Consider the following 14,818-nt stretch of genomic DNA (forward strand, 5'->3'; position numbering starts at 1 on the left):
AACGGGAGATGTTGGTAGCATTTCCCGTTTCTTTTTTAAATATGGATTGTGTATTTACGGCGAGATATTCATAGCAATCGTTTTTGTTTATAGAATGATCATATGGCGTGTTTGAAAAGCATTATTGAATAACCACGATGTTTTTATTCTTATCTATTTTATAATGGAATGGATAAGACAGGCGCAAAATTTCCAGTGCTTCACTAATTGACTCGTGGTAAAACGAACCGGTAAAGTGTTTTTGCAGTAAGGCACTATCACTACACTCAAAGCTTACATTATACCAACGTTCCATATCCTTGGCTAACTCTTCAAAGCTTTTATTCCGGAATATCAGTTTATTTTTAATCCAGGCAGTTTCTGGTATGGTGCTATCAGATGGCGATACATTGCCGATTTTTGAAAAAGAGATCAACGGCTCTTCTGCATTACGGGTGGGCTTATGCGTGGTTTCTACAATAGCCTTATCACTCATATCAAACTTCTGTATCTCGCCATTCATTACCGATATTTTCTCATTCGGTTTCAGCAGCATTCTATCGGATGGTCTGTTGTTAAACGACACTTCAATCAATCCATGAATTAACGACGCTTCTGTTCGTTTATCATCGGGGTAAGCGCGCACATTAAAGGCAGTACCCAACACCTTTATGTTTATTTCGTTAGCATGTATGATAAACGGATGTTCCGCATCTTTTGACACATCAAAAAACGCTTCTCCTATCAGCTTCACTTCACGCAGCTCCTGACCAAAAGAATCGCTGTAAGCCAGCTGACTTCCTCCGTTCAGCCATACCACCGTACCATCAGGCAGCTGCACTTTAGAACGTGATCCATTTTTAGTAGAGATAATATTTTGCTTCGCCATTCCATGCGGGCGGGACAGCTTCCACATTACAATACCTGCCGCTACTATGGTAGCCAAACAGGCAGCTGCTGCATAAGGCAACAAGATTTTCAATATACTTTTGCGGGCAACAGGCAATGCATCTACAGCGGCCCCAGCCGCTATTTTAGCTTGTAAAGCATTCCACCTATCCTGAACATACACCGGCGAAGCCGCTGCATTTTCCACAGGCTGGTTCCAGATAGCATCCGCTTTAGCCAAAGCGCGTCTTGCTGCTTCCTCCTCTTTCAGCAAAACATTCAGCTCTATCAACTCGGAAGGAGATAGTTCTGCGGATTTCTTTTTGGCAATAAGATCGGATAACCTGTTTTGTGTCATACAATAACAACCTGCTACCGATAAGGCAGTTTTTCTGAAAAAATCCCCCAAACCATTTTCACATTTTTTTTACAGAAAGGAAAAAATATTATTGCGCCTGCCCCAGCGACAGTAGCTGGGAGGCCTGGGCAGTTAGCTTTTGTACCGCTATAGCCATTTGATTTTCAACAGTTTTGGCAGTAATGTTCAGTAGCTCCGCTACCTCTTTATAGCGTAAACCATCTTCTTTTACCAGGCGAAAAATAAGCCGGCACTTGGGTGGCAATGTATTGATAATGCTTTCAATTTCCAGTAATGCCTGCTCCGATATCATCATATCTTCGGGCGTACGGCGAAAGTGCAGTTCCGCTGCATCCATTTCATCCAAACTAAAACTGTGGTATTTGCGGCGTTGTTTTTCCAGGTAGTTAATGGCAGCATGCTTGGTGGCTACATACAAATAGTAGTTGAGGTTTTTAATAGCCGGTAACACTTTCCGGTTTTCCCATAACTTAATAAACACGTCTTCCACCACCTCCTCGGCAAACATTTTATTTTTCATATACGCTTGCGCAAACGACAGCAACCCCGGAAAGAAATGGGTAAACAATTCCTGAAACGCGCACTGGTCGTCGTTTTCAGCAACGTTAATGGTAGCTTTTATTAGTTTCTCATTTAGGACTTGCATTGGAGCAGATATGGCAATCAAACTTTATATAGCACTACCAAATTAGAAATATTTTTTAACTAACAAACATTTTTTTCTGCTAACAGGGGAACATATAGTCTTATTATGGGACAGGAAAATATGGCTTACTACTATGAAAATGATATCTTTAGCTACATGAAAAATCGAATATCCTTTTGCTATATACTATTGGTTTCGTTGTTGTTTTCTATCACAAGTTACGCCCAGCAAACACCTGCTGTAACAACGCCTAAATTCCCGGGCGGGCCTATTGCCTGGATGAAATTTGTCAACAAGTTCCTTGATAACGATACCACTGTACAAAATTTACCTCCCGGTACCTACCGGTCTACCTTTCGCTTTGACGTAGATGTTACAGGCAATATTTCTCACATTACTGAAGAAGGCAACCTGATGCAGCATAAAATCAGTCTCCTGTATATTATGCAAAAAAGCCCCTACTGGATTCCTGCGTACCAAAACGGCCGCGCTATTCCTTATCGCCATGTCGCCACTATCAATTTTGAAATGTTTCCACCAGATGAAGACACTTTACCCGCTTCTTTCATTGGCGGCAAAGATGAATGGAAGAAATATCTCATGAACGCTATTGCAAAGGCAACCATTACTTTTCCTAATGCCCCCGCAGCCACCTATAATATAACTACTCATTTTACTGTTGATTCAACAGGAAGAATCACAAATATTCTATTGGATCGAAAATATGGTTACGGTATAGATGCCGCTATAATCAGGGTATTACAAGATAGCCCTCGTTGGAACCCAGGCACCTACAATTCTATCAAAGTAGCTACCAAACGGGAAGAATTTTTCTCATTTGAAGTCATGCAGCCACGGTAAAAATTTATAAATACAAAAGCCTCCTGGAAAGGAGGCTTCTCATTCGCGCTATATTGCGATTGCTATACTGTACCTATTTTAACTGGTCGAGGATAGGTTTCTCTAATCCTTCCAGCGAATTTTGTTCAGGTGTGATCATTTCAAATATGACTACTTCATTGGCACCTTTCTTCAACCATTCTACCGGCAGGTACACTGTTTGCTGCGGGCCTTTATTCCAGTAGCGGCCCAGGTTGTGGCCGTTTACCCATATACATCCTTTGCCCCAGTTACTAAGATTAAGATAAGTATCGCCGGTTTTCGTTAACGTAAAACTGCCTTTCTTCAGCACAGGTGCATTCTTACCCGGTTTGTTGTTGTATACAATACCTTTTACGCTATTCATAGGCAAGGAATACATTTGCCAACCAGTTAACACTTTACCATTCAGTGTTACCTGTTGCGTAATGCCTTTAGTGTTTTGCAGCAGGTACTTGCCAAAGTTGATGCGGCCCAGGTTTTCAACCAGTATATCTATTACCTGCTCGCTGCTGCCGGCTTCAATAGCAAGGCTATCTGTATGGAGCATACGATCTACCACACCCTGTCTTTTGCCATTTACAAATACAATCCCGTAATCGCGCAGCTCTTTTATTTTCAGCACACCAGCTTCGCCTTTGGGCAGGCGGGTGCGGTATAGTACATAACCATAATCCTGGTTCAGCTGCTCAAAGGTCAGAGGCTGCGCAGCGGTTACAGGTTTAGGTAGCACGGAAAAAACATCGGCCTGTTGCTGAAATTGTATGTTATGGATAGCTATAACAGGTTTGGCAACCGGCACCAGTGGAAGCACTGCCCCGGCAGGTAAATGTTTTTGTATCACCTGTCTGAACTGCATAAACTTATCGGTAGCATTACCTGCTTCATCCAGCGGCGCATCATAGTCGTAGCTGCTTACCTGCGGCTGAAAACCTGAGCTATCATAGTAGTTAGCACCATTCATAAAACCACGGGTGGTGCCACCATGAAACATGTACATGTTAATAGAAATACCTGCCGCCAGCAGTGTATCCAGTCTGCCGGTGTAATGCTCAGCCGGTACGGTATGATGCTTTTCGCCCCACCAGTCGAACCAGGCGGGATACCATTCTGCTACATAAAATGGACCTTTACCATTGTGGTATTGTTTTACCATGGCCTGTATTTTAGCGGGATCATCTATACCATTTACAGCAGGCAGCAAGCCAGGTAAATATCCTTTGGCCACATCCCTGGCAGGATCGCAGGTGTACAGGATACCATCAAAACCGGCCCGTATAAATAGCTGGCGGTTTTGCTCCAGGTAGTCTTTATCACTGGCATAGCTACCATACTCATTCTCTACCTGCACCATGATAATATTACCGCCTTTATTTACCTGCAAGGGCGCCAGCTGCTTGCCTACCTGTCGAATATAATTTTCGTATGCTTTAATATAACCTGCTTCACGACTGCGCACGACCAACCCTTTTTCTTTTTGCAGCCAGTAAGGATAACCACCAAACTCCCACTCAGCACATACATACGGACTCGGCCTTAGCACTATCCACAAACCTTCTTCGGCAGCAATTTTCACAAAGGCAGCAATATCATTATTACCTGCAAAATCGTAAGTGCCTTTTTGTGGTTCATGCACATTCCAGAACACGTATGTGCCTATGGTGTTGATGCCCATTGCTTTTGCCATTCGCATACGCTGCCGCCATGCCTCACGCGGCACACGCGGATAATGTATTTCGGCAGAGATCATTTGAAAAGGCTTGCCATCGAGTAAAAACGCACTTTCGCCCAGTGCAAAGGTATGCAGGGGCTTTTGCGCCTGCACGCCTGCACACAACTGTACAGCCAGTAGTGCCGCTATCCATTTTTTCATGTGTTATTATTATTTCTTATTGTAATGCACCACAACTGTTACAATGCTTTGCGCTGGTATAACAGTGTTGTTGATGGAGGAATAACTTTTTTGTAACCCGCCTGCATGGCTGGTGGTGTATACTATGGCCTGCGCCGTTGCATCATTCACACCTGCAACATCATTTACAAAATTCAGTAACTGCGATTGGCTTTCGGCGTTCACCACTACAAACACCAACTCACGGGCTACCCCATCCACAAAGCCGGAAACCCGTAATGTACCTGGGGCATCCACTGCTATCCGCTGCATGCCTGGCCTTACAAAGCGACTGTAGTTACCCAACGCCCACAGCATTTTGCTATCGCTATAATTACCATCGGCTTTGTTTTTGTCTACATAGATCAATCCGTCTTTATAATTATACGCTGATATAGCCAGCCACCACTGCCAGGCAGCAGCGTTGGCATACACCAGATCGTTATGTACTACACCTGCCAGGTATAAAGCAGCCGTAATACCCGTATCTTTTTTACTGCCATTGATTTCACCGGCATTATCGCCCAGTATACAATATTCCGATTGCCAGAACTCCAGCCCCTTCACCCCTGCCACCTGGTTACCTATACGCTTGCGCATAGCAATAGCATCTGTTGCCGGCGAAGTAGTAAAATAACTGTGTGCCGCAATAGTGTTGCTTACGGATGACAGGTTGCCGATATAACAACTTTCGCCGGGTTGAAAAAAGGCTTGTACCTGGTTGTCTTTTCCTGGCTTGTTCGATTGTGGCAGCAGATAGTTATACTGCCCTGCTTCGGTTACCAACAACTTAGTAGCAATGCGATTGCTTACAAAAGCCTGGTGCATGGCTTTTACCACTCCATATATATCGTTATTGAAATAGGGGCATCCTTCCTGTCCGCCATCGCTCCAATCCCATTGCGGCTCATTTACAGGACTGAGATAGTTCAGGCGGATACCGGTTTGTTTTTTCACTTCCTGAATATCTTTTACCGCTTCCAATGCAAAGGCATTATACGCCGTGCTGTCCAGGTTGGTTTTACCACCTGTGGCAAAGGCTTTTCCATTGCGCGTAATGTGCACCGGCGGGCTATTGTAAAACCCAAGAAACTGTGTAACACCTCTGGCTTTAGCCGCCTGCATCCACCATAACTGGGCCTGCACTTCTTTACTCCCTTTTGCCCGGAAGCTGGCCGCCCTACGCCATTCGTCCCTGATGCCAGAGCTATCGCCCTGCTGCGTACTGCCGGCCCCCAGGTTTACACGCCATAAAGAAAGTCCTATTCCTTTAGGCGCGCCATTGGGCAAGGTATCCCTACTAAACAGCCAGTCGGCCACCTGGTTCTTTTTAGCAGCGGGCCAATTGCCTACAAACTGACCACACCAGGCATCGGAAGCCGCAAAGTTGCGCACCGTTTGGTAGGTGGTGCCTGCATTAAAATGTACGGTAACCGGCTGCTGTTGCTGGGCATAGCTTTGTACGGCATTACCCGTAAACACTGCCGCTATACCCAACCAGCCCATCTTTTTTTGCATATTGCTCATATCCTGTATTGCTATTAATATCCTGTACTCTGCAAGATCTTATTATTGGAAGCCTGTATTTCGGCACGCGGAATAGGCAACCAGTAATGCTTTGTTTCAAACTTACGGCCATCCAAAGCTGTTTTACGAGTGTAGGTATAAGTAGTACCGGTTTTAACAACCGTAATACCATACGCAGGTACATTCTCGGTGGTTTCGGCAATCTTCCATCTTCTTACATCATAAAAGCGATGCTCTTCAAAAGCCAGTTCCACCCTACGCTCGTAACGAACAGCAGTACGCATGGCATCTTTACTTAAGCCTGCTTCCAACGCCGGCATATCTACCCCTGCACGGGTTCTTACCAGGTTTAATGCCGCACGTGCAGTAAGCGTTCCACCTGTTGGCACCACGTCTGCGCCAAATGCCTCATTCGCAGCTTCTGCATAATTTAGCAATATTTCGGCATAGCGGAAATAATACCAGGGTTGAAAACCGGCATTACCCCAGGGATTGACCAAAGGATAAGTTTCATTGGTAAACTTGCGCAGGTAATACCCTGTTTTAGAAGTATTCCAGTTATCTGAGCCTTCCTGACTGTCTTTACCACCTGGCGTAAATGTTTCTATAGTACTGCCGCGATAGCTGGCCCCGTTATACAGGATGGAGGCATAAAAACGTTTGTCACGACCTGTATACGGATTATTGATATCATAGCCCGAAGTGCCATCTGTAATAGGCTTACCATTGCTCATTTCATAATCATCTACCAGGTTTTGTAAAGGCGTATTGCCGCCCCATCCACCATAACCGTTAGGACCATTGGCTATTTCGAGGCAGGTGTGGTTGGCGTTTTTGGTATACAGGCGTGCAAAAATACTTTCCTTATTTTCGGCAGTAACATCTAAAAACAGGTTACTGTAACCGCCACTATAAATGCTGTATTTGTTCAGTGCTATTACCGCTTGCGCTGCGTCAATAGCCGCCTGCCAGGTACCTACGTTATACAACGGACTAGCCGCATATAAAGCCAGCCTTGATTTTACAGCCAATGCAGCGCCCTTGGTAGCGCGACCGGTTTTCCAGCCATCATTGTTATCTACCGGCAAATACAACGCTGCAGAATCCAGCTGCTCCAACGCATAATCCATACTCTGCTGTAACGTGCTTTTGGCAAACAAAGCCGGATCTTGCAGATTATCGGTAAGATTATATACTTTATTACCCATCAGTATAACACCGCCATAGTTGCGAATGAGATCGTGATAGCGGAATGCACGAATAAACTGCAGCTCGCTACGCAAACGGCTTTTATGTGCATCGGACATCACTACTTTATCCAGGTTATTTAAAGCATAATTACACTCGCGTATGCTACGATAGCTACGACTCCATATGGTGCCGGCAATACCCGTGTTTTCAGGAGCCATTAAACCCCGTTGTATTAGCCAGGTATTATCATCATTGGTGTACATGCTTTCATCGGTAAGCGAACTCCACAAAGCATATTCAAAGCCCCTTCCGAAACCGGGGGCTGATCCGTCGCCTTCCTTGTTTTGCAGGGTCACCCCTAAATAACGGTTCAGCACAAAATCTTCAAACAGAGAGGAATCGCCCAGCAATACATCTTCCGATAACCGGTCGGTAGGTTTTATATCCAGAAAATTTTTCTTGCACGATACAGCGAATAAAACTCCTGTACAAAGCAGAATATTGAATATTTTATTTTTCATATGTTCTCACTTTTAAAAATCAGAAACGAACGTTTACACCCAGGTTAATAATACGCTGTTGCGGATAAAACTGACCACTGGCATTGTTTCCCTCCGGATCATAGTCTTTCACTTTGGTAATGGTAAATACGTTAAAAGCATTTACATACACTCTTGCAGCCTGCAAACGTGTTTTCTGCAACAGGCGGCCGGTGAAATTATAGCCCAGCTCTATGTTTTTTAAACGCAGGAAAGAAGCGTTGTTTAACCAAAAGTTATTCTCGTATAAACCGCCGTTTACAGAAGAAGAAGCACGCGTATCTACCCGGGGATAATATCCACCAGGATTGGTTGGGCTCCACCGGTTAGCAGCCCAGCTGTTATAAAAATTACCGACCGTACCCGCTTCGGGCAACACGTATTGGCTTACACGTGCCTGGCCGGAAAGCACTATACTGATATCTATGTTTTTATAGCCACCATTCATTACCAGGCCATAGGTAATTTCAGGAACATTCCCATATTTGGTTCTTACCTGGTCATCCGCATTAATCACACCGTCGTTATTTATATCCTGATAAATTAAATCGCCCGGCTGCGCCACACTTAAATGTGGATACTTGGCGATATCATCTGCTGACTGAAAAATGCCTATAGCATTATATAGCAGGTAGGTATTGAGCGGGCGTCCGGTTTTCTTTTGATAGTCCAGCACACCTGCCGCTTCATCTATAAAAATAATTTTGCTTTTGGCATAGGTGAAGTTTCCGGTAATACCATACGACCAATCGCCTTTCTTTTTATTGTATCCCAATGTTGCTTCAATACCACTACTATTTATTTTACCTATGTTTTCATCGGGCACCAATGGGAATACGGTGTTATCAGGTATATAAGGGTTTACAATACCGGTTACACCAGGAATGGAAGCATTGCGGGTAGCCAGGATATTGGAGCGCATTTGTTTAAAATACACCAGCTCTAGGTTAATGCTGTTAAACAACACTGCTTCTACACCTATGTCCAGTTTCTTCGCTTCTTCCCAATGGATTTTGGTGTTGGCCAGTTTAGTAAGATTAATACTGGGTACAATAGCGCCCCCCTGCACCACCTGACTGTTAAACGTGTAGTTATCCAGGTATTGAAACAAACCCACGTTATCGTTACCCAACACACCAAACGAACCACGCAGCTTTAAATCGTTGACAAAAGGCACATGAAAAAAGGATTCTTTAGAAACGCGCCAGCCGGCTGATACAGAAGGGAAATAACCATATTGGCTGCCACTGGGAAAAGTGGAAGAACCATCAATACGCATCTGCACATCGGCCAGGTATTTTTCGCTATAGTTATACCCTACTTTACCAATGTAGCTTCTACGGGTAAAATGATAACTGCTACCACTGTTGTTTAAATCGGTAGCAGCGGTACCGCCCTGCGACAGCTCAGGTGTTTCGGTGCTGGGAAAATTCTGGCGGGTAGCGCCAAAGGTTTCCCTGTTCAATTCACTCTGTTCGTAACCTGCAAAAGCGCTGATGGCATGGCTACCAAAACTTCTTACATAATTCAGCTTTATATTATAGGTAAGCTGGCTTTGGTTTACCTGGGTTTCGTTTAAGTTAGCCAGGTTATTAGAGCCACCTACTATAGTAGAGGGATATGTGTTGGTTGTTTTATCGTAGTTATACAACAGGTAAGGTTTGGCAAACGCCTTGGTAAAATTCCATGATTTATCCATGGCCATAAAGCCATCTACTGACAAACCTTTTACCGCGCTGATATTGTAACTACCTTTTAAAATACCATTGAATACTGACTGCGGATTGCTGCTGGTGCCCCCTATATCCGTAACCATCATCACCGGGTTATTGCCCTCAATACCACGCGAAGGCAAACCGTTAGGGTAATAAGCCGGAATAGTAGCATACGCACGATAGATGCTGCGGAATATATCGCCAGCACCGGTAAGCGGATATTTACGATCTTCCTGCCGGCCCGATAAATACAGGCCTACTTTAAAATCGGAAGTAATGCTGGCGTCTATATTTGAGCGAAAACTGTATTGCTTGTATTGTGTAACACCGTTTTTATACAAACCATCCTGATACAAGGTTCCGGCTGATAAAAAATACCTCACATCCTCCGATCCGCCTGATACAGAAATATTCGCCTGGTTTTGTAAGGCCGCTCCTTTGAGCGTAACCTTGGCCCAATCGGTATTGGGGTAGTTTAAAGGATCAGACCCGTTGGCAAACTTGGCAATTTCATCGGGTGTATATATCTGGTTCATTCCACCCGCCTTATTATCGTAGTACGCTATCTCGTTGCGGATAGCCGCATAGGTGGCTGCATCAGCCATTTTAGGCAAACGGGTGGGCGATGAAAAGCCCTGGTTAAAACTAAAAGCGATAGCAGGCTTGCCGGATTTACCCCGTTTGGTAGTAACCAGTATTACCCCGTTAGCCGCACGGCTACCATAAATAGCGGCCGATGCATCTTTTAACACCGACACACTTTCAATATCATTGGGATTTAACCTTTCCAGGCCCCCTATTTGGCCCGGCACTCCATCCACTACTACTAACACGTCATTATTACCAGTAGTGGCCAGACCACGTATTAAAATACTGGAACCATCATATCCCGGCTCGCCGGTACGGTTACTGATGGTCATACCCGAAAAACGTCCGGCAAAAGAATTGGACACGTTGGCAGCGGGACTCTTTACCAGGTCTGATCCTTTTACCACCGAAATGGAACCGGTAACAGTAGCTTTCTTTTGCGAGCTATATCCCACAACAATCACCTCACCTACGCTACCCGCCAGGGCAGTAAGCTCTACCGAAACATTTGTTTGCCCATTCAAAGGCAGTTCTTTGATTCCAAAATTTACGTGTGAAAATACCAGGGTGGCATTCACATCGGCTGTAATAGTAAACTTGCCATCTGTACCCGTTTTTACACCGGTGGCAGCACCTTTTACGGTTACAGAAGCATCGGCCACAGGTAATTTATCGGCTATTACCGTTCCGGTAATTTTTTGTTGCTGCGCCCACAGCGGCAAGGTGAACGCCGTTAGCAGCAGCAGTGAACATACCCAGGTTACATAATGAGCAACCGGCAGCAAAGGCCGGCCACAGGTAAGCAGTTTTTTCATAATAACAAGGATTTAATGAATCGTTATCTGTAACAAAGTAAGGCTGCTCAGCGCGTTACGAAGAGGGGGTAAATCGGGAAAAAGGGTGGGGAAATTGACAAAAACAGGTGAAAATGAGCTATTTCCCCCCTTTGGAAGCGACAGTCCGCTGGAGAAGTAGTTTAGCAAACAGGTGGGCACTGCCCCTGAAAAGTTCGCTTCAATAGTGCGCATCAACGCCGCACTGAATACATGGAGTCGGTATACTTCGCTGGCAGAGATATGCCAGGAGAACCCATATTTTGACCAGGCCCATTTTATCAAAGGCCTCAGGCAGTATGGGGGATACTCCTGAAGCCTTTAGAAATGACAATCCTTAAACAAACAGCTCCTCAGCTATTTATTTTACCGCCAGTATAAACCGGCCCATTTTTTCCAGTACTTCCGGTGCAAACGTTTCGCTCAGCTCGGCATACTCCTGCGTGGTGCAGGTAATGCAATGCTGGTACAGATGATTAACACCCGGTACTATCCAGGTTTGTAACCACCTGCGCTTTATATATTTTTGAAAACCCTGTATATTTTCATTGGCCAGGGAAATAATGTCTTTATCGCCATTCATTGCCAGCACCGGCACTTTAATAGCACCAAACACCTTGGCCGGGTTATAAGAAATAAACCCTCTGTACCAGGGGCCGGTAGCCTGCATTACATAGCTTTCAAAAGGATAAAAGAAATGATCGGTTAATTTCTTATCCGCTATGCCGGATACATACACACTGTCTTCTATTTTCCATTGGGCATAAGCTGCACGCAATTGTTTTTCCAAACTGCTGTCGTTAGCATACTTATAAGCAACAGGCAGGAAGGTTTGATTAGCTTTATTAAAACGCAGTTTATTTTCTGCCGTAATAGGCGCTTTCTCTACAATCGCTTTATTCTGTAACAATAAGGCATCCAACCCTAATATACCAATGCCCGACAAGCTGATTACAAAAGCTACTTTAGCAGAACGGGAAGCTGCTATGCAGGCAGCTGCACCACCTTCGCTATGGCCTACTAAACCTATTTTATGACTGTTGATTTTGGCATTGCCCCCTAAAAAAGCAATCCCTGCCAGGGCATCTTCTGCAAACTGCGCTGTAGTGGTAGAGGTATAATTACCCGTAGTTTCATTTACACCCCTGTCATCTACCCGCAGCACAGCAATGCCATGCCTGGATAAATAATCTGCTATTACTGCAAAGGTTTGATGCCCGGCCATAGTACCATTTCTATCCTGCTGCCCGGTACCGGACAATATCACCACCGCCGGAAATTGCGCCCCGCTATCGGGCATCGTCAATGTAGCTCCAAAACGAATGCTGCTGTCTGCATTATAATAGCTTACATTTTCGCTGGTGTAGGTAAAAGGCGCCGTGGGTTGCTGTGGCAAATGCACTGGCTGTAAATGTAAAACCTGTTGCATTACAACAGGTTTTACAGCATCTTTTATATATAAGGCACAGGTGATCGTTTTTTTATCCGGCGATAGTTTGCCGCGTATGGTACCCACGTAGGAAGGCCCTTCGGCAATAATACTATCTCCCGCAACGGTAAAGCTGGTAACCGCCTGCCCGTTCACAAATTGTTCCGGGGCATCTATCCATGCTTTAGCGCCGGTTTCGGTACCGGTAGTTTTTAACAGGATACGACGGGTGCCGGTTTGTCCCTGCCAGCGGGTGGTATCAGCTGCCGGCGGCACTTCTCCTTCTTTCCTGGCCATTTCTATCATGGTGCTTATTTCATCCGCCAAACCGGTAGGACTTCCTTTATAACCCACATTGGCAAAATTGAGTATCCCCTGTTGGTTAATCACTATTTTAAAAGGAATACCAGAGGTATGTATCTGCTTAGCATACTTAGCATACGTTTCTTCGCCGTTATCAAACAGGATGCGGAAGTTATCGTAATGCATCTGTTGTAAAAACGTGTTCACTTTTTGTTTGTACTCCGGATCACGCTCCTGTGTATCAACAAAGAAGAACACCACGTTCGTGTCTTTACTATATTTATCCGCTACCATTTTCATACCTGCCATGCCTGCTTTACAAGGTGCACACCAGGTAGCCCAAAAATCCAGCACAACTATTTTGCCTTTACAGGAAGACAAACCTGCCATGCCTGCATTCCTTTCCTGTAAGGTAAAGTCGGCTGCTTTTTCTTTCCGCAAATCCTTTTTAATCTCTTCCCGCATCAGCTCCATGGTATGTTCGTCTTTCAACGATTCCAGGTAGCTATCCACCATAGCAGATGTTGCTTTGGCATGTGTAGCCAGGTATTGTTTTTTTAACAGGTTAATCATATAACCGGAGGTCTGGTTTAAACGAATGCTTTTTTCCAACACTTCCCGCATTTGTTTGGTGTTACCTGTTTTTTCCAGTACGCGCACCTGGGTTTCGTTTAATATAGTACGGCTATACTGGTATTCCCTTTGTGCGGTTTCCACCAATTGCAGGGCTTCTTTCACATGACCGTTTTCCAATTCAATCTCAGCTTGCGTGACATAGTCGCTTTTAAACATCTTGTCTATATAAGCCAACCATTCACTGGGCGAATAATACCAGAACGCTGCCGGCTGATGTGTTTTCAAATATTGCAATCTGCCCATAATAGCTGCCGCCATTGGAGCAATATTTTCTGCAGAAACACTTTTCCAGTCTGCATAGGGTATTTCCACCGATTTATAATACACCTCCGCTAAACGAATCAATGGAGCACCGGGCAGGAATTCCATTACCAGCTCTGTTTTTTGCCGGGCTATAGCGATGGCAAAAAGAGACCGGTATGCTTTATCATAATCTATACCCAGTAATTGGTTCACCTCTTCCTGTGCTTCGTTAAAAGGATAAGCCCTTACAAAAGCTACCGCCAGTTCCAATTGCTTATCCGGATTACGATCGGCATAAATAGCCTGGTACGCTTTTAAACGAGCCAGCGCCCCGTTAGGGAACTGTTGTTGTAAAGCCTGTTTAATAGAGTCAATGACTACACTGTCTTTTAAATAGATCTGGTGTATCAACAGCAGCTTCACCAACCTGCTTTCCTCTCCATTAATATTTTTAGCCAGATAGGCAGCTGCCAGTCCTGCTGTATTAATTCCTTTCTCAGCCCCCTTAAAGCGCATATTCGCTACCAGGTAAGGCATTACCAACGGAAAACGGGCAACAGCAGAATGACGTAATATTTCGTTGCTTAACCACATATAAGTGGCGGTGTCGCTGATACTGTAATTTTTAAAATAACCCGGCACTCCAAACCCATAAGAAGGAGAACGCAGCAAGCCATAACCCGCTTCTGCCCCACCCGCATTACCACCATGCACACTGTTGATCATGCAGAAATAACCCATGTCATTGTTGTTATCGTAATAGTCACCATCTGTAAAACGCCAGGCAATAAAACCCGCATCACCTGGTAAGGCATACTCGCCCTTCCAGGCAGTATCGTTTTGTTTTTTCATAGGCAGGTCATATGTATGCCAGCGATACAAGGTATCGTAGATATACATAATCCCTTTTACTGCTGCCGATTTGCGTAGCACACTATCCGGATGATAGGTTACTGTAATAGTACTGCCACCTGTTGGTCGTTGCGGCTGCACATCAAAACTGCCACCAGTTTGGGCAAAGCTGCTTCCAAACCACAAACACATCACTGCTCTGATTATTCTTTTCATTCGATGCTGTTTATAAAAAAAATCCCGCCAGCCGTGAAGGCCGGCAGGATAGTATGTATAAAACGGGGGAAGTTGAGGGTTGAA

Annotated in this window: 8 protein-coding genes; 1 reads left to right on the forward strand and 7 read right to left on the reverse strand. The window is 44.7% G+C overall.

What is annotated here, in order from left to right:
• Positions 1–121 precede the first annotated feature (121 nt).
• Positions 122–1,225 carry a FecR family protein gene (locus FLA_RS23875; protein ID WP_076375068.1) on the reverse strand — a complete coding sequence of 368 codons (1,104 nt, stop codon included), beginning with the start codon at positions 1,223–1,225 and terminating at the stop codon, positions 122–124.
• 88 nt (positions 1,226–1,313) lie between these two features.
• Positions 1,314–1,892 (reverse strand): RNA polymerase sigma-70 factor, encoded by a 579-nt coding sequence (locus FLA_RS23880; RefSeq protein ID WP_076375070.1) that lies wholly within the window; start codon positions 1,890–1,892, stop codon positions 1,314–1,316.
• Between the two features lie 156 nt (positions 1,893–2,048).
• Between FLA_RS23880 and FLA_RS23885 the strand changes: the two genes are divergently transcribed.
• Positions 2,049–2,753, forward strand: a complete 705-nt coding sequence (locus tag FLA_RS23885; protein ID WP_144263943.1) for a hypothetical protein — start codon at positions 2,049–2,051, stop codon at positions 2,751–2,753.
• Between the two features lie 73 nt (positions 2,754–2,826).
• Here the strand turns inward: FLA_RS23885 and FLA_RS23890 are convergent, their stop codons facing one another.
• The 5 genes from FLA_RS23890 to FLA_RS23910 form a co-directional block, all read right to left on the reverse strand.
• Entirely contained in the window at positions 2,827–4,644 is a 1,818-nt protein-coding gene (locus FLA_RS23890; protein WP_076375074.1) for a glycoside hydrolase family 35 protein, read from the reverse strand.
• A gap of 9 nt (positions 4,645–4,653) precedes the next feature.
• Positions 4,654–6,189, reverse strand: a complete 1,536-nt coding sequence (locus tag FLA_RS23895) for a glycoside hydrolase (protein ID WP_231940322.1) — start codon at positions 6,187–6,189, stop codon at positions 4,654–4,656.
• Positions 6,190–6,203: 14 nt separating this feature from the next.
• Complete coding sequence (locus FLA_RS23900; protein ID WP_076375076.1) at positions 6,204–7,901, reverse strand: RagB/SusD family nutrient uptake outer membrane protein; 1,698 nt, start codon at positions 7,899–7,901, stop codon at positions 6,204–6,206.
• A 19-nt stretch (positions 7,902–7,920) separates the two neighbouring features.
• Positions 7,921–11,037: a SusC/RagA family TonB-linked outer membrane protein gene (locus tag FLA_RS23905; protein WP_076375078.1), complete on the reverse strand. Its 3,117-nt coding sequence runs from the start codon at positions 11,035–11,037 to the stop codon at positions 7,921–7,923.
• Positions 11,038–11,416: 379 nt separating this feature from the next.
• A complete protein-coding gene (locus tag FLA_RS23910; RefSeq protein ID WP_084205985.1) occupies positions 11,417–14,734 on the reverse strand; it encodes an alpha/beta fold hydrolase in 3,318 nt (1,105 codons plus the stop codon).
• Positions 14,735–14,818: the final 84 nt, after the last annotated feature.

It is taken from the genome of Filimonas lacunae (assembly GCF_002355595.1).
Lineage (GTDB): Bacteria > Bacteroidota > Bacteroidia > Chitinophagales > Chitinophagaceae > Filimonas > Filimonas lacunae.

Bases quoted from the DNA above. Each gene is read 5' to 3' on its own strand.
- FLA_RS23875 (WP_076375068.1), bottom strand. From the start codon at position 1,225: ATGACACAAAACAGGTTATCCGATCTTATTGCCAAAAAGAAATCCGCA.
- FLA_RS23880 (WP_076375070.1), bottom strand. From the start codon at position 1,892: ATGCAAGTCCTAAATGAGAAACTAATAAAAGCTACCATTAACGTTGCT.
- FLA_RS23885 (WP_144263943.1), top strand. From the start codon at position 2,049: ATGAAAAATCGAATATCCTTTTGCTATATACTATTGGTTTCGTTGTTG.
- FLA_RS23890 (WP_076375074.1), bottom strand. From the start codon at position 4,644: ATGAAAAAATGGATAGCGGCACTACTGGCTGTACAGTTGTGTGCAGGC.
- FLA_RS23895 (WP_231940322.1), bottom strand. From the start codon at position 6,189: ATGAGCAATATGCAAAAAAAGATGGGCTGGTTGGGTATAGCGGCAGTG.
- FLA_RS23900 (WP_076375076.1), bottom strand. From the start codon at position 7,901: ATGAAAAATAAAATATTCAATATTCTGCTTTGTACAGGAGTTTTATTC.
- FLA_RS23905 (WP_076375078.1), bottom strand. From the start codon at position 11,037: ATGAAAAAACTGCTTACCTGTGGCCGGCCTTTGCTGCCGGTTGCTCAT.
- FLA_RS23910 (WP_084205985.1), bottom strand. From the start codon at position 14,734: ATGAAAAGAATAATCAGAGCAGTGATGTGTTTGTGGTTTGGAAGCAGC.